Annotated in this window: 17 protein-coding genes and 1 pseudogene; 13 read left to right on the forward strand and 5 right to left on the reverse strand. The window is 57.5% G+C overall.

Annotated elements, in window-relative coordinates; all coding sequences use genetic code 11:
- Nucleotides 1-21 precede the first annotated feature (21 nt).
- Nucleotides 22-2136 carry a glutamine synthetase III family protein gene (locus H8S11_RS01695; protein WP_436233171.1) on the reverse strand — a complete coding sequence of 705 codons (2115 nt, stop codon included), beginning with the start codon at nucleotides 2134-2136 and terminating at the stop codon, nucleotides 22-24.
- A 210-nt stretch (nucleotides 2137-2346) separates the two neighbouring features.
- On the opposite strand from H8S11_RS01695, the gene dapF reads away from it, so the two are divergent.
- From dapF to gdhA (H8S11_RS01725), 6 genes are all read left to right on the forward strand, one after another.
- Nucleotides 2347-3138, forward strand: coding sequence for a diaminopimelate epimerase (gene dapF, locus H8S11_RS01700; protein ID WP_186851960.1), 792 nt, complete (start codon nucleotides 2347-2349; stop codon nucleotides 3136-3138).
- Between the two features lie 92 nt (nucleotides 3139-3230).
- The gene (locus H8S11_RS01705) at nucleotides 3231-4454 is read left to right on the forward strand and encodes an LL-diaminopimelate aminotransferase (protein ID WP_147571431.1); all 1224 of its coding nucleotides are present in this window, start codon (nucleotides 3231-3233) and stop codon (nucleotides 4452-4454) included.
- Nucleotides 4455-4586: 132 nt separating this feature from the next.
- Nucleotides 4587-5183: a sugar O-acetyltransferase gene (locus H8S11_RS01710; RefSeq protein WP_186851961.1), complete on the forward strand. Its 597-nt coding sequence runs from the start codon at nucleotides 4587-4589 to the stop codon at nucleotides 5181-5183.
- A 332-nt stretch (nucleotides 5184-5515) separates the two neighbouring features.
- On the forward strand, nucleotides 5516-7351 hold the full coding sequence (gene glmS, locus H8S11_RS01715; RefSeq protein WP_147571429.1) for a glutamine--fructose-6-phosphate transaminase (isomerizing): 1836 nt from the start codon (nucleotides 5516-5518) through the stop codon (nucleotides 7349-7351).
- Nucleotides 7352-7716: 365 nt separating this feature from the next.
- On the forward strand, nucleotides 7717-9063 hold the full coding sequence (gdhA, locus tag H8S11_RS01720; protein WP_186851962.1) for an NADP-specific glutamate dehydrogenase: 1347 nt from the start codon (nucleotides 7717-7719) through the stop codon (nucleotides 9061-9063).
- Nucleotides 9064-9075: 12 nt separating this feature from the next.
- Nucleotides 9076-10419, forward strand: a complete 1344-nt coding sequence (gene gdhA / locus H8S11_RS01725; RefSeq protein ID WP_186851963.1) for an NADP-specific glutamate dehydrogenase — start codon at nucleotides 9076-9078, stop codon at nucleotides 10417-10419.
- 46 nt (nucleotides 10420-10465) lie between these two features.
- On the opposite strand, the gene H8S11_RS01730 is transcribed toward gdhA (H8S11_RS01725), so the two are convergent.
- The 3 genes from H8S11_RS01730 to H8S11_RS01740 all read right to left on the reverse strand — a co-directional run bounded on the left by H8S11_RS01730 (nucleotide 10466) and on the right by H8S11_RS01740 (nucleotide 12109).
- On the reverse strand, nucleotides 10466-10885 hold the full coding sequence (locus H8S11_RS01730; RefSeq protein ID WP_186851964.1) for a hypothetical protein: 420 nt from the start codon (nucleotides 10883-10885) through the stop codon (nucleotides 10466-10468).
- Between the two features lie 150 nt (nucleotides 10886-11035).
- Nucleotides 11036-11416 (reverse strand): DUF4363 family protein, encoded by a 381-nt coding sequence (locus H8S11_RS01735; protein ID WP_147571427.1) that lies wholly within the window; start codon nucleotides 11414-11416, stop codon nucleotides 11036-11038.
- Nucleotides 11417-11428: 12 nt separating this feature from the next.
- Entirely contained in the window at nucleotides 11429-12109 is a 681-nt protein-coding gene (locus H8S11_RS01740) for a DUF421 domain-containing protein (RefSeq protein WP_240288094.1), read from the reverse strand.
- Between the two features lie 237 nt (nucleotides 12110-12346).
- Between H8S11_RS01740 and H8S11_RS01745 the strand changes: the two genes are divergently transcribed.
- From H8S11_RS01745 to guaA, 4 genes are all read left to right on the forward strand, one after another.
- Entirely contained in the window at nucleotides 12347-13429 is a 1083-nt protein-coding gene (locus H8S11_RS01745) for a carbamoyl phosphate synthase small subunit (protein WP_186851965.1), read from the forward strand.
- A complete protein-coding gene (gene carB / locus H8S11_RS01750; RefSeq protein ID WP_186851966.1) occupies nucleotides 13429-16638 on the forward strand; it encodes a carbamoyl-phosphate synthase large subunit in 3210 nt (1069 codons plus the stop codon). Before H8S11_RS01745 ends, carB begins: the two co-directional genes overlap by 1 nt.
- 124 nt (nucleotides 16639-16762) lie before the next feature.
- Nucleotides 16763-17296 (forward strand): hypothetical protein, encoded by a 534-nt coding sequence (locus tag H8S11_RS01755; RefSeq protein WP_186851967.1) that lies wholly within the window; start codon nucleotides 16763-16765, stop codon nucleotides 17294-17296.
- A 258-nt stretch (nucleotides 17297-17554) separates the two neighbouring features.
- Entirely contained in the window at nucleotides 17555-19096 is a 1542-nt protein-coding gene (guaA, locus tag H8S11_RS01760) for a glutamine-hydrolyzing GMP synthase (RefSeq protein WP_186851968.1), read from the forward strand.
- A 291-nt stretch (nucleotides 19097-19387) separates the two neighbouring features.
- On the opposite strand, the gene H8S11_RS01765 is transcribed toward guaA, so the two are convergent.
- Nucleotides 19388-19876 (reverse strand): helix-turn-helix domain-containing protein, encoded by a 489-nt coding sequence (locus H8S11_RS01765; protein ID WP_186851969.1) that lies wholly within the window; start codon nucleotides 19874-19876, stop codon nucleotides 19388-19390.
- A gap of 300 nt (nucleotides 19877-20176) precedes the next feature.
- Here H8S11_RS01765 and H8S11_RS01770 point away from each other — a divergent pair, with 300 nt between their 5' ends.
- The 3 genes and pseudogenes from H8S11_RS01770 to H8S11_RS14145 form a co-directional block, all read left to right on the forward strand.
- Nucleotides 20177-20380, forward strand: a complete 204-nt coding sequence (locus H8S11_RS01770; RefSeq protein WP_186851970.1) for a helix-turn-helix domain-containing protein — start codon at nucleotides 20177-20179, stop codon at nucleotides 20378-20380.
- A 2-nt stretch (nucleotides 20381-20382) separates the two neighbouring features.
- On the forward strand, nucleotides 20383-21465 hold the full coding sequence (locus H8S11_RS01775) for a site-specific integrase (protein ID WP_072684426.1): 1083 nt from the start codon (nucleotides 20383-20385) through the stop codon (nucleotides 21463-21465).
- A 4-nt stretch (nucleotides 21466-21469) separates the two neighbouring features.
- Nucleotides 21470-21772 (forward strand): annotated as a pseudogene (locus tag H8S11_RS14145) (plasmid mobilization protein); the annotation flags it as partial.
- Nucleotides 21773-21782 lie beyond the last annotated feature (10 nt).

Here is a 21782-nt window from a genome sequence, read left to right on the forward strand (position 1 = left end):
CTCTTCATGTTGCGGACAAGATCATACTTCGAAAAGGAGGTCACCGTAGGTGGGGACAGGCCACAGGTCCTTATCCACCAGAAGCTCCAGTTCATCCACCGGGTGTCGGAGGGCGGCCATAGCGGGCACCACAGCGTCGTGATAGGCGTGGGCCATCTCCTTGATGTCCTGGATGGCGTCCACACGGTCCATCAGAGGTTTGAGCTGGTCCAGGGCGGCGGAGGCGTCGGCCAGATAGGAGCTGACTTGGATGAGCAGCTTGCGCTGGACGGTGAGGTCGGCCTGGGGACAGCCGGAGGCCACAGCGGTTATGGACTGGCCCAGCCGGGTGGTATAGGCGATAGCGGTGGGGATGTAGTGCTTGGAGGCCATATGGATCATGGTGTTGGCTTCGATCTTGATCATCTTCACATAGGTTTCGTACATGATCTCCGCCCGGGCCTCCAGCTCGGTCTTGGTGTAGATGCCGAACTTGGAGTACAGCTCCTCGGCCTTGGGGGTGGTGAGGGCGGGGATGGCGTCCACCATAGAGGGGAGGTTGGGCAGGCCCCGGCGGACAGCCTCGGCCACCCACTCATCAGAATAGCCGTCGTCGTTGAAGATGATGCGCTGGTGCTGGCTCATCCAGTCGTGGATCAGCCTGGAGCATGCCCCGTGAAAGTCCTCGGCCCCCTCCAGGATATCGGCAGCCTGGCAGAAAGCCTCGGCCACGATGGCGTTCAGGGCCACATTGGCCTCAGCGATGGAGTCGGAGGAGCCCACCATGCGGAACTCAAACTTGTTGCCAGTGAAGGCGAAGGGGGAGGTGCGGTTCCGGTCGGTGCCGTCCTTGTCCAGGACAGGGATAGTGGATACGCCGGAGTCCAGCTTGCCGCTGGCCAGCAGCTTGATGGATTCAGAGTTGGACACGATCTGTGCCACCACGTCGTCCAACTGGTCCCCCAGGAAGATAGAGATGATGGCGGGCGGGGCTTCCTGAGCGCCCAGACGGCTCTCGTTACCCACGCAGGAGGCGGAGCAGCGCAGCAGGTCGGCGTGGTCGTCCACCGCCTTCATGATACAGGCCAGCACCAACAGGAACTGGAGGTTTTCGTTGGGCGTGTCGCCTGGAGCCAGCAGGTTCTCCCCCTGATCGGTGGAGATGGACCAGTTGTTGTGCTTGCCAGAGCCGTTGACCCCCACGAAGGGCTTTTCGTGGAGCAGGCAGACCAGGCCGTGGCGGGTGGCCACCCGCTTCATGGTCTCCATGGTCAGTTGGTTCTGATCAACGGCCAGGTTACAGGTGGTATAGATGGGGGCCAGTTCATGCTGGGCGGGGGCAGCCTCGTTGTGCTGGGTGGTGGCGGGGATCCCCAATTTCCACAGCTCCCGGTTCAGGTCAGCCATAAATTCGCCCACCCGTGGGCGGATCACGCCGAAATACTGGTCGTCCATCTCCTGCCCCTTGGGGGCCGGAGCCCCGAAGAGTGTTCTGCCGGTATAGATCAAGTCACGGCGCTTGAGGTACTTCTCCCGGTCTACCAAGAAATACTCCTGCTCGGCCCCTACGGAGGGGGTAACTTTTTTTGCCTGGGTGTTGCCGAACAGCCGCAGGATGCGCAGAGCCTGGGTGTTGATGGCCTCCATAGACCGGAGGAGGGGGGTCTTCTTATCCAAGGCATCGCCAGTGTAGGACACGAAGATGGTGGGAATGCACAGGACGGTGCCGCAGGACATCTCCTTGACAAAGGCGGGGGAGGTCATGTCCCAGGCCGTGTAGCCCCGGGCGTAGTGGGTGGCCCGGAGGCCGCCGGAGGGGAAGGAGGAGGCGTCTGGCTCTCCCATGATCAGCTGCTTGCCGGTGAACTGAAGCAGGGTTCTGCTGTCCTGCGGCGGCGTGAGGAAGGAGTCGTGCTTCTCGGCGGTGATGCCGGTAAGGGGCTGGAACCAGTGGGCGTAGTGGGTAGCGCCCTTTTCCACGGCCCAGTCCTTCATGGCAGTGGCCACGATGTCAGCGGTGGCCATGGAGATGTTGCCGCCGTTATCCATCACATCTACCAATTCGGCGTATACCTTTTTGGGCAGGCGTTCCTGCATGACGGTTCTGCTGAATACGTTGGAAGCAAAAATTTCAGTGATACAGTCGCTCAAGCTGATCAGCCCCTTTCAAATTACTACCATAATAGCCTATCTCTCCCCCCTATGGCAAGAAAAAATCTTGCAAATATCCCGTCGGAGCCAAAAGAAGTTGTAGAGAAAATCCACAAAGGGGGCCACCCGGAGGGCGGCATGAGAGGAGAGGGGGACGCATAGGCTGGACCGGGGTGGCGGCGCTTGCGCGCCTTCACCCCAGAAAGGGGCGAGAATATGCGTTTTACAAAGATGGAGGGGCTGGGCAACGACTATATTTATGTAAACTGCATGGAAGGGGAGCCGGAGGATTTACCGACTCTGGCAGTCCGGTTGTCTGACCGGCACTTCGGAGTGGGCGCGGACGGACTGATTTGTATCAAACCAGGGCGGACCGGAGATTTTACCATGGAGATGTACAATGCCGACGGTTCTCGGGGGGCCATGTGTGGGAACGGCATCCGCTGTGTGGGCAAGTACGTCTATGACAGGAAGCTGACCCGGAAGACCTGCCTGACTATTGACACCGATGCCGGCCCCCGTGGGCTAGAGCTGGCGGTGCGGGGAGGGAAGGCGGAACAGGTCACCGTAGACATGGGGCAGGCGATTCTCTATCCAGAGGTGGAGCTGGAGGCGATGGGGGAGCAGTACACGGTCCACCAGGTTGGAGTGGGGAACCCTCACGCCGTCATTTTCTGCCCAGACCCAGAGGGGGTCAGGCTGGAAGAACTGGGCCCGGTGCTGGAATGTCATCCCAATCTGCGGGAGCGGTCCAATGTGGAATTTGTGTCCTGTCAGGATGGGCATGATCTCCACGTCCGGGTGTGGGAACGAGGGAGCGGGATCACCCTAGCCTGCGGCACCGGGGCCTGCGCTGCTTTTGAGGCGGCCAGACGGCAGGGATTGTGCGGAAGTCGGGCGGAGGCTCGTCTGCCCGGAGGGACGCTGGGATTGGAGTGGAGGGAGGGACGGATCTTTATGACCGGCCCAGCCCGGACGGTGTTCGAGGGAGAGATAGAGATGGGATGAAAATTTCAGTTTTCCATTGACAACCCCCTGTCCATCAGGGATAATATCAACCATTAAGACCTTAGAAACTGCCATACGAAGGAGTTGGTACCATGGTAAAGATCAATGAGAACTATCAGAAGCTGCCCGGCAGCTACCTGTTTTCTGAGGTAGCCCGGCGCATCTCTGTCTATTCCGCCGCCCACCCGGAGGCCAGGATCATCAAGCTGTCTATCGGGGATGTGACCCGGCCGCTGGCCCCAGCGGTCATCCAGGCCATGCAGAAGGCCGTGGAGGAGATGGGGACTTTTGCGGGGTTCCACGGCTATGGTCCGGAGCAGGGCTATGACTTCCTGCGGCAGGCCATCGCCCAGCATGATTATGCCGCCCGCGGGGTGGATATCAAGCCGGAGGAGATCTTTGTGTCCGACGGTGCCAAGAGTGACTGCGGCAACATCGGGGACATCTTTGGAGTAGACAACATTGTGGCCGTCTGTGACCCGGTCTACCCCGTCTATGTGGACACCAATGCCATGGCTGGCCGGGCCGGCAGCTATCAGGAGGAGTTAGGCAAGTGGGATCGGCTGGTCTACATGCCCTGTGTGGAGTCCAACGGTTTTTCCCCGGAGCCCCCCAAGGAGAAAGCGGATATCATTTATCTCTGCTTCCCCAATAATCCCACTGGCGCTGTGGCCAGCCGGGAACAGTTGAAGGCCTGGGTGGACTACGCCAACAAAAACGGATCTGTCATCCTCTATGACTCGGCTTACGAGGCATTTATCACCGAGGAGGAGATTCCCCACACCATCTTTGAGATCGAAGGTGCCCGGACCTGTGCCATTGAGTTCCGGTCCTACTCCAAGACTGCCGGCTTTACCGGCAACCGCTGCGCCTACACCGTGGTGCCCATGGAACTGGAGCGCCAGGGTGTCAAGCTGAACAGCCTGTGGAACCGCCGTCAGTGCACCAAGTTCAACGGTGTCCCCTATGTGATTCAGCGGGGAGCCGCGGCCATCTATACCCCAGAGGGCAGAGAGCAGACCCGCGCCGCCATCGCCTATTACCAGAACAACGCCAAGGTCATCCGGGAGGGGCTGTCCGCCGCCGGGCTGGAGTGCTTTGGCGGAGTCAACGCCCCCTATATCTGGCTCAAGACGCCGGATGGCATGGGCTCCTGGGACTTCTTTGACCTGGTGTTAGACCGGGCCAATGTGGCCACTACCCCAGGCGCCGGGTTTGGTCCCAGCGGCGAGGGCTATATCCGTTTGACCGCCTTCGGAGACGCGGACGCCACCCAGGAAGCGGTGGACCGCATCCGAGCCATGCTGGACAAGTAAACGCACAGAGGGAGAACGCACGCGGGGGAGTCATCTTCCGCGCGCGTTTCCCTGTCCACGGCAATTTTTTCTTTACGGGACAGGTGACCGCGTACTATAATGCAGAGGACAGCTTGGAAAGGAGGGTGAACCATGACGGAAAAGGAGAAGATGCTCTCTGGCGCCCTGTATAACGCCGGAGACCTGGAGCTGGTCTGGGAAAGGGACAGGGCCAAGGCTTTGTGTGAGAAGCTCAACGTCCTGCCCAGCGGGGACGGTCCGGCCAGAGAGCGGGTACTTTCCCAACTCTTTGGACACACCGGAGGAAATATTGTGGTAAATTCGGTCTTCTGGTGCGACTACGGGTATAACATCCGAGTGGGAGATGATTTTTATGTCAACCATAATTGCGTCATTTTGGACTGTATGCCTGTCACCTTTGGGGACAACGTGATGATCGGCCCCAACTGCGGCTTTTACACGGCCAGCCACCCGATGGACGCGGAGCGGCGTCGGGCCGGCTGGGAGTATGCCGCCCCCATCACTGTGGGCAGCGATGTATGGTTCGGCGGCGGAGTGACGGTGCTGCCTGGAGTGACCATCGGGGACGGGGCGGTCATCGGCGCGGGAAGCGTGGTCACCCGGAACATCCCGCCCCATGTGCTGGCGGCAGGCAATCCCTGCCGTCCGGTTCGGCCTATCACCCAGGAGGACGGGACGATTCAATTTCCAAGGGAATCAAAGACTTGATATGAGAGCTGAATAGGCTTTTATATACCAAATGTCGCAGAAAGAAAGGAGGACTATGGGCTTGGGCCCATCAGAAGCGCCAGTGCCCCCGGCTGAACTGGGGGACGACGAGGAGAGGGGAAAATGGCTGGGAAGGACTGTTTCCTTCAATATCCGGCCATGATCGAAAGATTCGGCGGATGCCCCTCCGTGCGGGCTCCGGGTGCGTGACACAGTCAGAAATATGCGGGCGACCGCAAAACAGAGGGGCTGTGACCGGGGGACGAGGCAAATGGCTGCGAGTTTGTCCTCTTGAAGAAATCAAACGTGTGAAATCAGGAGGAAAACAGAATATGTGCGGAATTGTAGGCTATATTGGCAAGGAGCAAGCGGCTCCCATTCTTCTGGAAGGACTGTCCCGACTGGAGTACCGGGGCTATGACTCGGCAGGGATGGCGGTCTATGACCAGGATCGGGACACCCTTTCTGTCCACAAGGCTAAGGGCCGGCTGAAGGTGCTGGCCGACCAGCTCCAGAACGGGGCGGCGGTCAAGGGCACCGTGGGCATCGGTCACACCCGCTGGGCCACCCACGGGGCGCCCAGCGATGTCAATTCCCATCCCCAGGTGAGCCAAAGCGGCAAGATCGCCGTGGTCCACAACGGGATCATTGAAAACTATGGGGAATTGAAGTCCTTTTTGATGGGTAAGGGCGTTTCCTTCCTGTCCGATACGGATACGGAGGTGGTGGCCCAGCTCATTGAGTATTTCTATCAGGGGGATCTGCTGAAGGCGGTGGGGCAGGTGCTTCACCGGATCCAAGGGGCCTATGCCCTTGGCATCCTGTGTGCCGACTATCCGGACCAGATCATCGCTGTCCGAAAAGATAGCCCGCTGATCTTGGGGTATGGAGACGGATGCAATTTTCTGGCCAGCGACGTCACGGCCATCATCAAGCATACCCGGCGGGTGGGCTATATGGAGGATGGAGAGCTGGCCGTCCTGACCCGGGAGGGCATCCAGTGCTATGACCGGCTGTTGGAGCCTGTGGACAAAGAGATATCCTATGTGGACTGGGAGATCGACGCGGCGGAGAAGGGCGGTTATGAGCACTTCATGTTCAAGGAGATCATGGAGCAGCCCCAGGCTCTGCGTCGGGCTATCCTGCCCCGTATCCGGGAGGGAGAGGTCTGCTTTGAGGACTTTGGACTCAGTCAGGACTATGTCCGGGCGATGAGCAAGGTGTACATTGTGGCCTGTGGCTCCAGCTACCATGTGGGCATGGTGGGCAAATATGTGCTGGAGCGGCTGACCCGCAGGCCGGTGGAGGTGGCGCTGGCCTCTGAATTCCGGTATATGGATCCCATCGTAGACGGGAGTACGCTGGTGGTAGTCATCAGCCAGTCGGGAGAGACTCTGGACACCATGGCCGCCCTGCGGGAGGCCAAACGGCTTGGGGCCAAGGTTCTGTCCATCGTCAATGTGGTGGGCAGCTCCATCGCCCGAGAGTCTGACGAGGTGCTGTACACCTGGGCGGGTCCGGAGATTGCCGTGGCCACCACCAAGGGTTACTCCACCCAACTGGCGGTGCTGGACCTGCTGGCCCTGTGGTTTGCCAGAGTGCTGGGCACTGTCGCCCCAGAGGAGTACCACACGATCTTGGATGAGATGACCCGCCTGCCAGACAAGATGGAGCGGGTACTGGCTGAACGGGACAGCATCCAGTACTTTGCCTCCCACTGGTTTAACCACAACTCCATTTTCTTCATGGGCCGCAACCTGGACTATGCTCTAGGGCTGGAGGGGTCGCTGAAGCTGAAGGAGATCTCCTACATCCACTCGGAGGCCTACGCCTCCGGTGAGCTGAAACACGGTACCATCAGCCTGGTGGAGGAGGGGACCCTGGTGGTGGCACTGGGGACATACGACAGGCTTTTTGAAAAGGCTATGAGCAACGTGGTGGAGGTAAAGGCCCGTGGGGCCGACGTGTTGGCCCTCACCACCGAGAGCCACAGCGGGGAGATGGAAAAGACCGCCGACGGCGTCATGACCATCCCGGATACCCATGAGCTGCTCCTGCCTTCTCTGGGCGTGGTGCCCCTCCAGCTTTTCGCGTACTATGTGGCGTTGATGCGGGGCTGTGACATCGATAAGCCCCGGAATTTGGCTAAGAGCGTTACAGTGGAATAGGCTGCTGTTTGGACAACAGCGGGCTGATATTAAGTTAAAAGAGCTCCCCTGTGTAAAAACACAGGGGAGCTCTTTTGAATGTAAAAAGGAAAAAATGAAAATTTTGGGACATAAAAAATGAAGGGATTCTGTTAAAAAGGAACCATCTTGCAGGATAATTTTCAAGTTAGTTAAAAAATAAACGAAAAATATTGAGAGATGCATATGAAATGTGAATAATCCTACAAAGATTAAAAATGCAAGAAAACAATCATTGACTTGCAAAACAGAGAAGTGCTATAACGGTATCACACTAAAGCGCCAAAGAGCAGAGAAGGGGGACATGAGGAGCGGAGCTCTGCAAAAAATTTTTAGGAGGTAACGATATGGGCATCCGAAATGAGTATTTGAATGGTCTGATGGAGCGGGTGGTAAGCAATAACCCGGCCCAGCCAGAGTTTCACCAGGCGGTGCGGGAGGTGCTCTCCTCTCTGGCACCTGTGGTAAACGCCCGGCCGGAGCTGATTTCCCAGGGTGTGATGGACTGCCTGGTGGAGCCGGAGCGTACCATCTCCTTCCGGGTGCCCTGGGAGGATGAACAGGGGAAAATCCATGTAAACCGGGGTTACCGCATCCAGTTCAACAGTGCCATCGGCCCCTATAAGGGCGGGCTGCGGTTCCACCCCTCAGTCAATGAGAGCATCATCAAGTTCCTGGGCTTTGAACAGACCTTCAAAAACAGTCTGACCGGACTGCCCATCGGTGGCGGCAAGGGCGGCGCCAACTTTGACCCAAAAGGCAAGTCGGACCTGGAGATCATGCGGTTTTGCCAGTCCTTCATGAATGAGCTGTTCAAATACATCGGGCCGGACACCGATGTTCCGGCTGGAGATATCGGTGTAGGGGCCAGGGAGATCGGCTATCTCTTCGGACAGTATAAGAAGCTGCGCAATGAGTTTACCGGAGTTCTTACTGGCAAGGGGTTGACCTATGGCGGCTCCTTGGCCCGCAAGGAGGCCACCGGCTATGGACTGTGCTATTTTGCCGACAATATGCTGCGGGAGGCGGGGCGGTCCTTTGACGGGTCCACCGTGGTCATCTCCGGTTCAGGCAACGTGGCTATCTACGCCTGCAAAAAGGCCCGCCAGATGGGAGCCAAGGTGGTGGCCATGTCCGACTCCAACGGCTATATTTATGATCCGGAGGGCATCGACCTGGACTTGGTCAAGCAGCTCAAGGAGGTGGAGCACGCCCGGATCCGAGAGTATGTTCAGCGCCGGCCTTCCGCGCGCTATCAGGAGGGCTGCTCCAACATTTGGCAGATCCCCTGTCACATTGCCCTGCCCTGCGCCACCCAAAATGAGCTCAACGGGGAGGCGGCCAAGGCACTGGTGGCCAACGGCTGCTTCGCCGTGGCGGAGGGGGCCAATATGCCCTGTACGCCTGAGGCGGTGGAGGTTATCCAGGGCTCCGGCCTGCTGTTCGCCCCCGCTAAGGCGGCCAACGCCGGCGGCGTGGCCGTGTCCGCCCTAGAGATGAGCCAAAATTCCATGCGCTTCTCTTGGACCTTTGAGGAGGTGGACCAGCGGCTCAAGACCATTATGGATGACCTGTACCGCAACGCCTCCAATGCCGCCGCCCAGTACGGCATGGCAGGTGACCTGGTGGCGGGGGCCAATATCGCGGGCTTCCTGAAGGTGGCCGACTCCATGCTGGCCTACGGCATCGTGTAAAGGAGGAATACGATGAATGAGTACGCTGTCCGGGTGGCCGCCCAGCTGCGGCGGCGCTACGCCCACGAGCCCGAGTACCTCCAGTGTGTTTTGACCTGGCTGGAGATGATCGATCCAGCCCTTGACGACCCCAGGTATGAGAAGCTGGACCTGCTCACCAGGATGGTGGAGCCGGAGCGGATGTTTACCTTTCTTGTCCCCTGGGTGGATGATAGGGGTGTGGCCCACACCAGCCACGGCTACCGCGCCCAGTTCAGCAGCGCCATCGGTCCTTATAAGGGCGGGCTGCGCTTCCATCCGGGGGTGACCTCCTCGGTGGTGAAATTCCTGGGCTTTGAGCAGACCTATAAAAACGCCCTTACTGGATTGCCCATTGGCGGCGCCGCGGGTGGCGCTGACTTTGACCCAAGGGGAAAGAGCGACCGAGAGATCATGCGTTTCTGCCAGTCCTTCATGAATGCGCTGTACCGCTATATCGGCGCGGACACCGACGTGCCCGCCGGGGATATTGGAGTGGGCAGCCGGGAGATCGGCTACCTCTATGGCCAGTATAAGCGCCTGATGGGAAAAGCGGAGAGCAGCGCCCTGACCGGCAAGGGACTGACTTACGGGGGCAGTAAGGTCCGCCAAGAGGCCGCCGGTTCCGGCACTATCTATTTTCTGGCCAGAATGCTGGAGCATCAGCGGGATACCCTGGAGGGCAAGACCATTGCGGCCTCCGGCTTTGGCAACATGACCTGGGGCGTCTGCCGTAAGGCGGCCCAACTGGGTGCTAAGGTGGTTACCCTGTCCGGCCCGGACGGCTATATCTACGACCCGGAGGGTGTGTGTACCCAGGAGAAGCTGGATTTCCTGCTGGAGCTCCGGGCCAGCGGCCGGGACAAAGTGGCGCCCTATGCCCAGCGGTTCGGAGTAGAGTTTTTCCCAGGCAGAAAGCCCTGGGAGATAAAGACAGACATAGTCATCCCCTGCGCGACTCAGAACGAGCTGGATGTGGAGGATGCGGTACGCATCCTGGCCAACGACGTGGGCTTTTATGTAGAGGGGGCCAATATGCCCGCCACCGCCGAGGCGCTGAAGCTCCTCCGGCTCAGTCCCAAGATTTTGACAGCCGGGGCCAAGGCCTCGGGCTCTGGGGGCGTGGCCGTGTCCGCCCTGGAGATGGCCCAAAACTCCATACGGTACAACTGGGACCGGGAAGAGGTGGACAATAAGCTGCGAGAGATCATGAGCGGCATCTATGACGCCTCTGCCGCCGCAGCCCAGGAGTATGGGCTGGGCTATGACCTGATCGCCGGCAACGACATCGCCGCGTTCAAGAAGATATCGGAGGCCATGATCGCCCAGGGGCTTTGATACCGGAACAAGCAGAAACGAGGGACAGCGCTGCTGTCCCTCGTTTTTATGCGTGCTCCGAAAGCCGCTGGTAGGCGAGATAGAGAAAGACAAGGATCAAAGCCGACAGAATAAGAGCCGGAGGAAAGCGGCCGAAGAAGGTCATCCACAGCCCATACCAGAGGCTGTACAGGACATGGGGCGTGAACAGCAGGAAAAACCAGCGCCTCCAGTTTCTCCGCCAGGGGGGAGAAACGGTGATCAGATGCTCCCGCCGGACAAAAATGGTGGAGTAACTCAGGATTTCACACAGGATGCTGTACGAAACGAAGATGACAACAGCGGCTCCCTCCCAGCCGGGCTTAAACAGCCGGAGCCGGACGCCGCACAGCCAATAGAAGAGCTGCGATGCCAGGACGAGGAGCTGGACGAGCATAAGAAAATACTCCGGGCGAAGAAGTTTTCTCCCAGCTTTGTGGGTCTCCATACAGCACTGCCCCTTTTCTTCTATAATAGGGCTGATAACTATTTTTAATAATTTAATTTTACCATATTAACATAAAACTGTAAATATCGAACATAAAATCGTTGATATAAAAGTGAATTTTATATATATTTGTGAATTTTTGAAAGCAAATCACAGCACATTGACCAGGCTGGCCTGCTCCATCTCAGCCAACAGCTGAATCTGTGCCGCCAGGTCGGCGTTGGCCGCGGCATACTGGTCCAGCTCCTGGAGCTCCAGATATTGGAGGACAGATTGAAAGGTCCGTAAAATCTGATCGGTGTCCGAGTGGCGCATGACCACATGGAGATAAAAGTGGCTGTCCTGCCAGTCCTGGTAGACCTGCCGGGTCAGCTCCTCCGCCTGGTCCCACTGCTCCCGCTCCACCAGAGTCTGGGCCTGGTTCAGCCGGCCGGACAGGCTGTCTGCCAGCTGTTGGCAGTAGTAGGCGTTGACCAGGGTTGCCCCGCACATGGCCGCCAGCAGGGCGACGGCGATCCAGAGACGCTTCATGGCGATCCCTCCTTATACGCTCATATCCTTCCGGGCCAGGTAGATGCTGCCCGTTTGATCCACCAGCAGCAGAAAGACGGCCTCAAGGCCGGAGCAGCCCCGCTCCTCCAGACGCTGGTCCAGCCACTTCCGGTCCCGGCCCAGAGCCCGCAGGTTATGCTCCAGCAGTCGGCCGTCGCTGATTACCACCAGGGGCAGGCCCGATTCCTCCGCCGACACCTGCAGCTGCTGGGCGGTGGGGGGCTTCTGGTTGGCATAGGGCAGGACGGACAACTGTCCATTGGTTTCCAGGATTGCGTATTTCACTGTGGCCGGATCGGTGTAACCCTTGGCCCGCAGCTCTTCCAAAAGCTCATCTATGGTCAGCCGGTTTCGGGCCATCTCCCGCTGGTCTACCAGCCCATCCCGGATGACGATGCTGGGTCGGCCGCACATGAGGGCCCGGAACCGGACGCTTTTCATAGTGAGGACGGACAGGATCATGGTCATGGCCAATAGGGCCAAAATGGGGAGGATGCCGGTGAGCAGAGGGATGCCGTAATCCTGCATAGGGACGGAAGCCAGGTCGGCGATGATGAGGGACAGGACCAGCTCGGAGGGCTCCAGCTCCCCAACCTGGCGCTTGCCCATCAGGCGGATTCCTATAATAATGAAGATGTATAGGATGATAGTGCGGATCAGTCCTGTGAACAAAAGATCACCTCGCGGTATCGATGTCCGCGCCCTTTGGGGAGGGCCGCGGGATATGGACGGCTCTTTCTTTCAGTCTTTCCCCGCCGGATGGAAAATATCCTGCAAATTGCCCAAAAGCTCCCCCGAAAATTCTGCTGAAAAAAGGAAAGATACATCTTGCCAACCAGACGATTTTTCGATAAAATAACTTGATTTAACCAAACAATAGAACTGGAACGGAAGGCGTGTGAGAATTCAATGAAAGCGACTTTGATCCTGGCCAACGGAAGCGTATTTTCCGGCGCCAGCATCGGCAGCACCTCCGACCGGATCTGTGAGATGGTGTTTAACACCTCCATGGCCGGGTACCAGGAGATCCTGACCGACCCATCCTACGCGGGGCAGGGCGTGGTCATGTCCTATCCCCTCATTGGCAACTATGGTGTCAACAGCGAGGACAACGAGTCCAGCCGCCCCTGGGTGGAGGCTCTGGTGGTCCGGCATCTGTCCCCCCGCGGGAGCAACTTCCGCTGTGAGGACACCTTGGATGATTTTTTGAAGCAGCATAATATTTCCGGCATCCAGGGTGTGGACACTCGGGCGCTGACAAAGATACTCCGCAACCAGGGGAGCATGAATGGTATGCTCACCTGTGCGGAGCATTTTAATGTCGCTGAGGCCCTGGAAAAGCTGAAAGCCTATAAAGTGGAACATGCCGTGTCCAAAGTCACCCGGACTCAGCCACAGGTGTTCCCCGCCCAGGGAGAGGAGAAATGCCGCCTGGCGGTGATGGATTACGGTGTCACTCAGGGCGTGGTGGACAGCCTGACCCGCCGGGGCTGCGCGGTGACCGCTCTGCCCGCCTCCACCCCGGCCGAGGAGGTGCTGGCCGGCGGGTATGACGGAGTGCTGCTGTCCAACGGTCCGGGCGACCCGGCCGAAAACACCGCCCTCATCGCCCAGGTGAAGAAGCTGTATGACAGCTCCCTGCCCCTCTTTGGGCTGGGGCTGGGCCACCAGCTGCTGGCCCTGGCCACCGGGGCCAGGACCGAGAAGCTGCCCTACGGACACCGGGGAGGCAACGTGCCTGTCCGGGATCTGGAGCTGGGCAGGGTATTCATCACCAGCCAGAACCACGGCTATGCCGTGGTCCGGGACTCTGTGGACCCGGCGGTGGCCCAAGTGTCCCTGGAGAATGTGAACGACGGAAGCTGCGAGGGATTGAGATATGCCCGCCCCAACTGCTTCTCCACCCAGTTCCACCCCGAGGGCAATACCGGCCCCAAGGCTGTGGAGTATCTGTTTGACCGCTTTGTTGGATCCATGGGAGGTGCCAAGTAATGCCGAAATATACAGACATAAAGAAGGTACTGGTGCTGGGCTCCGGCCCCATCGTCATCGGTCAGGCCGCCGAGTTCGATTACGCCGGGACCCAGGCCTGCCGGGCTCTGAAGGAAGAGGGGCTGGAGGTGGTGCTGGTCAACTCTAACCCCGCCACTATCATGACGGACAAGGATATCGCCGACCATGTGTATATCGAGCCAATGAATATCCCCTCTATTACCCAGGTCATCGAGAAGGAGCGCCCTGATGCCCTGCTGCCTAACATGGGCGGCCAGACCGGCCTGAATATGGCTATGGCTCTCCATGAGAACGGGACTCTGGCGAAATATGGGGTGCGCCTGCTGGGTACCAGCCCTGCCTCTATCCACAAGGCGGAGGACCGCCAGGGTTTTAAGGACTGCATGGAGTCCATCGGGCAGCCCTGCGTGGTGTCCAAAGTGGTCAACACCGTTCAGGATGCGGTGGACTTCACCAATGAGATCGGCTATCCCGTCATCGTCCGTCCCGCCTATACCCTGGGCGGAACCGGCGGCGGCATCGCCTATGACGAGGCATCCCTGCGGGAGATCTCTGAGCGCGGCATCGCCCTGTCCCGGGTGAACGAGGTGCTCATCGAGCGGTGCATCTCCGGCTGGAAGGAAATCGAGTTCGAGGTCATGCGGGACTCCGCCGGCAACGTCATCACCATCTGCTCCATGGAGAACATCGACCCCGTGGGCGTTCACACCGGCGACTCCATCGTGGTGGCCCCTACCCAGACCCTGGCCAACCGGGAGTTTCAAATGCTCCGCTCCGCCGCCTTGGACATCATCACCGCCCTGGAGATCGAGGGGGGATGTAATGTTCAGTTTGCCCTGAATCCGGACAGCTATGAGTACGCGGTCATCGAGGTCAACCCCCGTGTGTCCCGTTCCTCCGCCCTGGCCTCTAAGGCCACAGGCTACCCCATCGCCAAGGTGGCCGCCAAGGTGGCTCTGGGCTATACCCTGGATGAGATCCCCAACGCGGTGACCGGCACTACCATGGCCTGCTTTGAGCCCACCATTGATTACTGTGTGCTGAAAATTCCCCGCCTGCCCTTTGACAAGTTTACCACCGCCAGCCGCACTCTGGGTACCCAGATGAAGGCCACGGGCGAGGTCATGTCTATCGCCAACTCCTTCGAGGGCGCTCTGATGAAGGCCATCCGCTCCCTGGAGCTGAATGTTCGTGCCCTGAAGCTGGACAAGCTGGAAGGACTGTATACCGACGAGATCGAGGATATGCTGGTCCAGGTCACGGACGAACGCCTATTCGTGGTGGCCGAGGCCCTGCGCCGGGGCTTCTCTCCCCAGAAGATCAATCACATCACCAAGATGGATGTCTGGTTCCTGGACGGCTTCAAGCGCATCATCGACATGGAGGAGGAGCTGAAGGCCTGCAAGGGTGTTCCTGACGCCGACCTGCTGAAGCGGGCCAAGGAGATGTGCTTTGCCGACAGCTATATCGGCACCCTCTGCGGCATGAAGCAGGCGGAGGTCAAGGCCCTGCGGGAGAAGTACGGCATTATTCCGGCCTTTAAGAAGGTGGACACCTGCGCCGCCGAGTTCGACGCCGCCACCCCCTACTACTACTCCTCCTATGACGGGGAGAATGAGGCTGTGGACAACGGGGGGGACCGCAGGAAGGTGCTGGTGCTGGGCTCCGGCCCCATCCGCATCGGCCAGGGCATCGAGTTCGACTACTGCTCTGTCCACTCTGTTTGGGCCTTCAAGCGCCTGGGCTATGAGACCATCATTATCAACAACAACCCGGAGACCGTATCCACCGACTTCGACGTGGCGGACAAGCTCTACTTTGAGCCCCTGACCGCTGAGGACGTGCAGAACATTGTGGAGCAGGAGAAGCCCTGGGGAGCTGTGGTTCAGTTCGGCGGGCAGACCGCTATCAAGCTGGCTAAAGCCCTGACTGACATGGGAGTGCGCATCCTGGGCACCCCCGCCGACGGCGTGGACGCGGCCGAGGACCGGGAGCGGTTCGACGAGATCTTGCAGAAGTGCAACATTCCCAGAGCCAAGGGTCGCACCGTCTATACCACCGAGGAGGCTTTGGCCGCCGCCCATGAACTGGGCTATCCTGTCCTGGTCCGGCCCTCCTATGTGCTGGGTGGACAGGGGATGGAGATCGCTTACTCTGACCGCAACATCGAGGAATTCATGCGCATCATTAATATGACCGTCCAGGAGCACCCCATCCTCATCGACAAGTACCTGATGGGCCGGGAGCTGGAGGTGGACGGCGTATTCGACGGGGAGGATATCCTTATTCCCGGTATTATGGAACACGTGGAGCGGGCCGGCGTCCACTCGGGCGACTCCATCGCCGTGTATCCCCCCCTTCATCTGGAGCAGAAGCACCGGGATCTCATCCTCCAGCACACCCGGAACATGGCCCAGCACCTGGGTGTCATTGGCCTGATCAACGCCCAGTATATCCTCTATAACGACGACATCTACGTCATTGAGGTCAACCCCCGCTCCTCCCGCACCATCCCCTATATCTCTAAGGTCACCGGCGTGCCTATCATCGACCTGGCCACAAAGGTCATGCTGGGCCAGAAGCTGAAGGACCTGGGCTATGGCACGGGCATCTATAAGGAGGCCAGCTACTTCGCCGTGAAAGCCCCTGTCTTTTCCTTTGAAAAGCTCACCGACGTGGATACCGGCCTCGGCCCTGAAATGAAGTCCACCGGTGAGGTGCTGGGACTGGCCGAGACCTTCCCCCAGGCGCTGCTCAAGGCGTTCAAGGGCTCCGGAATGCGGGCTCCCAAGAAGGGCGGCCGGGTCATCCTTACGGTCAAGGATGAGGACAAGAGCGAGGTGATCTCCATTGCCCGGGGCTTTGAGGACATGGGAGTGGAGCTCTATGCCACCTCTGGGACCTGTGACGCGCTGAACGAGGCTGGTATTGAGTGCAAGCGGGTGAACCGGGTATCCCAGGCCCACCCCAATATCCTGGATATGATCGCCTCCGGGACTGTGGACCTGGTCATCAACACCCCGACGCGGGGCCGGAAGCACGACTCTGACGGATTCCGGATCCGCCGCTCCGCCGTGGAGCATGGGGTGGGCTGTGTTACCGCCATCGATACCGCTCGGGCCCTTCTCACCGTCCGGCAGCAGAGCCGCAGTGAGGACCTGACACCCATAGACATCACCAAGATCTAAGCTCCCCGCGGGGGAGGGAAATTCCCTCCCCCGCTCATCTTTTTCAAAATCTTTTTCATCTGTCCGCAACTCCGCCCTATGATTTCCGTCTTATACAATAGAAAGGATTTGGGAGGCGTAAAGGATGAAAAACGCGGTCAAAAAATGGGGACCCTTCTGTGGGATGCTGGCTATCCTTCTGGGAGGGCTGGCGGCCTTTGCCTGGTTTACCTCCCGGCCCGTGTCCCTGCGGGCGGAGGAGCTGACCCCGGCAGAGACGATGGAAGCCTATTCTGGCGCGGAACTGACCCTGGAAACCACTGGGTATCAGCTGTATCTGACCTTTTCCAATTTCAGCGATGCGCGGCTGGAGTCGGGGGCCTCGGTGGACCGGGAGGGGAAGCTCTTGTTCGATGCCGGGCTGACTGCCCTGCTGGACGGACAGTGGTACTGGGTCCCCCATAAGGAATACGACACTGCCGGGGTGGGACTGGAAGCGGAGCCGGGGGATACTGTTCAGGGACAGGTATTTCTGTCGCCCTATGGAAAACTGCCCGACGGACAGTACCGGATCACCTTCGGCTATTGGCACAGGAGTTCCGACGGCCCCCTTCAAGAACAGGACTATTATGAGTCATATGCCCAGTTCCGCGTAGAGGGCGGGAGATACATCCCATAAAACAAAAAACCCCACACCCTTCGGTGTGGCTTCTTGCACAGATCTGTTCGTGTTACCGCTCACTGGCGACGGTCTGCTGGTCCTCATAAATCAGATCCTCCAGATCAGAGCGGCTGTTCCAGTAAAAATCATTCATGGCATGACCTCCTTTCCTTGTGTTCTGCGTTTATCATAGCGCCGCTGGAGGTAAAAAGCAAGGCGGGGACGGTTAAATCTTTGTAAATTATTCCATTTTATGAAGCAAGGAAGGATGTTTCCATGTCCCATCAGACTGTCATCGTTCTGGACTTCGGCGGACAGTATAACCAACTCATCGCCCGCCGGGTCCGTGAATGCAATGTGTATTGCGAGGTAAAGCCGTACACGACCCCCTTGGCCGAGCTGAAGGCCATGGACCCCATCGGCATCATTTTCACCGGCGGTCCCAACTCTGTGTACCTGGATGATTCCCCCCATGTGGATTCGGACATTTTTACCTGGGGCGTGCCCATCCTGGGCATCTGCTATGGCTGTCAGCTGATGGCCCACGCTCTGGGTGGACAGGTCACCGAGGCCCAGGACGACTCCGCCCGGGAATACGGCAAGACCCAGACCTACTACGATACGGCCTGCAAGCTGTTCCACGGACTGCCGGCCCAGGGCATTTCCTGGATGAGCCATGGGGATTATATGGCCAAAGTGCCAGAGGGCTTCGCCTTGGTAGCCCACAGCGACGCCTGCCCCAACGTGGCTATCGCCGATGAAACGCGGGGATTCTACGGCGTTCAGTTCCATCCGGAGGTGAATCACAGCGAAAATGGTGTGGCGATGATCCGCAATTTCCTCTACGAGGTGTGCGGAGCCAAGGGCGACTGGACTATGGAGGATTATAAGAACACGGCTATCTCCGCCGTCCGGGAAAAGGTGGGACAGGGAAAGGTTTTGCTGGCCCTGTCCGGAGGGGTGGACTCCTCGGTGGTGGCCGCCCTGCTGGCTGAGGCGGTGGGAAAGCAGCTCACCTGTGTCTTTGTGGACCACGGACTGATGCGCCTGAATGAAGGCGACGAGGTGGAGGCCGCTTTCTCCAAGTGGGATATCAACTTCGTCCGGGTGGACGCCGAAAGCCGTTTCCTGCTGAAGCTGGCCGGAGTGGACGAGCCGGAGCGCAAGCGGAAGATCATCGGCGAGGAGTTTATCCGGGTTTTTGAGGAGGAGGCCAAAAAGGTGGGGGCCGTGGACTTCCTGGCCCAGGGTACTATCTACCCCGATGTCATCGAGTCGGGAGCGGGGGACGCCGCCGTCATCAAAAGCCACCACAATGTGGGTGGGCTGCCTGACTATGTGGACTTTCGGGAGATCATTGAGCCGCTGCGCCTGCTGTTTAAGGACGAGGTCCGCCAGCTTGGGCGTGAGCTGGGTCTGCCGGAATATCTGGTGTCCCGGCAGCCCTTCCCCGGCCCCGGCCTGGCCATCCGCATCATCGGGGATATTACCAAAGAGAAAGCCGATATGCTCCGGGAGGCGGACTTCATCTTCCGGGACGAGATTGCCAAAGCCGGTGAGGACAAGAACTTGAACCAGTATTTCGCCGTCCTTACCAATACCCGCTCTGTGGGAGTCATGGGAGACGGCCGGACCTACGACTACACCCTGGCGCTCCGCGCCGTGACCACCAGTGACTTTATGACCGCCGACTGGGCCAGAATCCCTTACGACGTGCTGGACAAGATTTCCACCCGAATTGTCAATGAGGTCAAGGGTATCAATCGCATCTGTTACGACATCACGTCCAAGCCCCCCGCCACCATCGAGTGGGAATAAGTAAAAAGTGGATATGAGGGCCCACAAACCCGCATAAAGACTGAGTTTTTGACTTTCAAATTCCCCATTTGATAGCAGATTGATAGCACTCGTGAAATCCCGATTTATTGAGTTTGAAAAGAAAAATCGGGTGGCTTGCGAGTAGCCCAAAATCCTCATCTTTTTATTCATAAGTAAAAGGTCTAACTGATTTTTGTTGATCAGTTAGACTTTTTTATTTTGTTCTCATTTATCTGAATTATTTGATTTTGTGCAACAAATGGCCTTTCCCGTGGCCTACAAGTGAGAGAGTTAGATCAGATCCTCCGGCGGCACCTTGGCGCAGATCTGGCTGCTGTCGTACTCCGGGTAGTGGTAACGCCAGCGGTCATAGTCCTCCTGGGAGATCTCTCCGGCCTCCAACTTGGCGGCCTGTTCCCGCCAGGTCCAGAGCATCTCGTGCAGTCGGGCGGCGTCCTTGTTCCTCCGAACATCGACCTTCAAGCAGATCTCTCCGTCCATCTCACTGATCTTGAGTCCATAGTTGTCCTCCAAGGTAAACAGCGTGTGCATCAGCCCTACATAGGAGTCTATGTCCGGAACAGAGAGTGCATGGGGCGAGACATCCAGCACCTCAGCTAAGGCGGCGGTCAGGTCTGCCTTTGGGGTTCTTGATCCTGTTTCATATTGTGCAAGGCGTACATCAGCAGACTTCTCCGGGAAGCCCAGTGACATGCCGAGATATTTTTGTGTCATTCCCCGCAGGAGACGGAAAAAGTGAATTCGTTCACCAATCGCCATATCATCAACTCCAATCTATGATTGTCCTTATTTGAAACATAGCATATTTGCTTAGTTTTGTCAAGATAATCTAAGCAAATTTATTTAATAATATTTCTTTCAAAACACTTGAACTAAGCTTATATGTATAGTATCATAAGAACACTAAGCTAATAAGTTTAGATAATATGGCGAATCAAATGGACCATCAGATTTTTGGTTGCGAAACCGAGAAAAAGTGGCAGTAGAGAGTAAGGAGGTCTTTATGAAAAGCAAAATTAGCAGGCAGAAACGATCAACGAAGAAAGGAAGGTATTTATTATGGCTAATCAGATTTTTATGCGTGTCAACGAAGTGGCAGAGGAGTTGGGGATCTCCATCCCCTTTGCCTATAGGCTCATTCGACAGATGAATGAGGAACTGGCTAAAACCGGCTGCATCACCATTGCCGGGCGAATTGACCGAAAGTTTTTCCACGAGAAATTCTATGGTACAAGATCTGAGACAGAAAGGAAGGAGAAATAATTATGGCAGCGTTCAAAAACAAGGACAATGGCACCTGGTATGTTCAATTCCGCTACACCGATTGGAAGGGTGAACGCCAGCAGAAGCTCAAGCGCGGCTTTGCCACTAAGCGAGAAGCGCTGGAATGGGAACGGGAGTTCCTGATGGAAAAACAGGCTGATGTGAACATGACCTTTGAGAGTTTTGTTGCTCTCTATGAGAAGGACATTAAACCCAAGCTGAAACTCAATACCTGGCTCACCAAGGAGAGTATCATCAAGAAAAAGATCCTCCCCTATTTTGCAAATCGAAAACTCTCGGAGATCACGGCAAAGGACATTATCCGTTGGCAAAATGAAATCCGGGAGTTGAGGGACTGCCATGGCAAACCTCTGTCGAAAACTTACCTGAAGACAGTTCACAACCAGCTTAGCGCCATTTTCAACCATGCTGCCCGGTTTTATGGCCTGAACCTCAACCCAGCCCGACAGGCTGGAAATATGGGGGCGGAGGAACGAAAGGAGATGTTGTTCTGGACTCGAGAGGAGTACACGCGATTTTCCGAAGCCATGATGGACAAGCCGTTGTCCTTCTACGCCTTTGAGGTATTGTACTGGTGTGGTGTCCGTGAGGGAGAGCTGCTGGCCCTGACCCCGGCAGATTTTGACTTTGAAAAGCGCACAGTCACCATCAATAAGTCTTACCAGCGGCTCAATAAGCAGGATGTGGTCACTACGCCTAAAACACCCAAGAGTAACCGCGTGATCCAGATGCCGCAGTTCCTCTGTGATGAACTCCAGGACTACCTCAAGCAGCTCTATGGAGTGGAGCCGGACAGCCGGATGTTTCCCATCAGCAAAAGCTATCTCCACCGAGAAATGGACCGTGGCTGTAAGCAAACTGGGGTGAAAAGGATTCGCATACACGATTTGAGGCATAGCCACATCAGTTTGTTGATCGACATGGGCTTTACCGCCCTGGCTATTGCAGAGCGTGTGGGGCATGAGAGTATCGACATCACCTACCGATATGCCCATCTGTTCCCCACCCGACAGGTGGAAATGGCTGACAAGTTGGATTCACTGAAAAATGAGAAGGGGGTGTAAGAAGATGTCCAAGAAGAACTATGACAACCACAACCGCTGGAGAAACAAGACGGTGGCTTTCCGAGTATCGGCGGAAGAGGATCTCCAACTGGAAACCCTGGTGAAACTCACCGGCCTGACCAAGCAGGATTACATTATCCGTCGGCTATTGGAACGAGATGTGGTGGTGCAGGGCAACCCAAAGGTTTACAAAGCCCTGCGGGATCAGTTGTCTGCCGTGCTGGACGAACGGCGCAGTATCGAAGCCGGACAGGGCGTGAACGACGAGCTGCTGGACACAATCCGAATGATTACAACTATTATGAACTGTAGGAGGA

It is taken from the genome of Flintibacter hominis (assembly GCF_014287965.1).
Taxonomy (GTDB): domain Bacteria; phylum Bacillota; class Clostridia; order Oscillospirales; family Oscillospiraceae; genus Lawsonibacter; species Lawsonibacter aceti.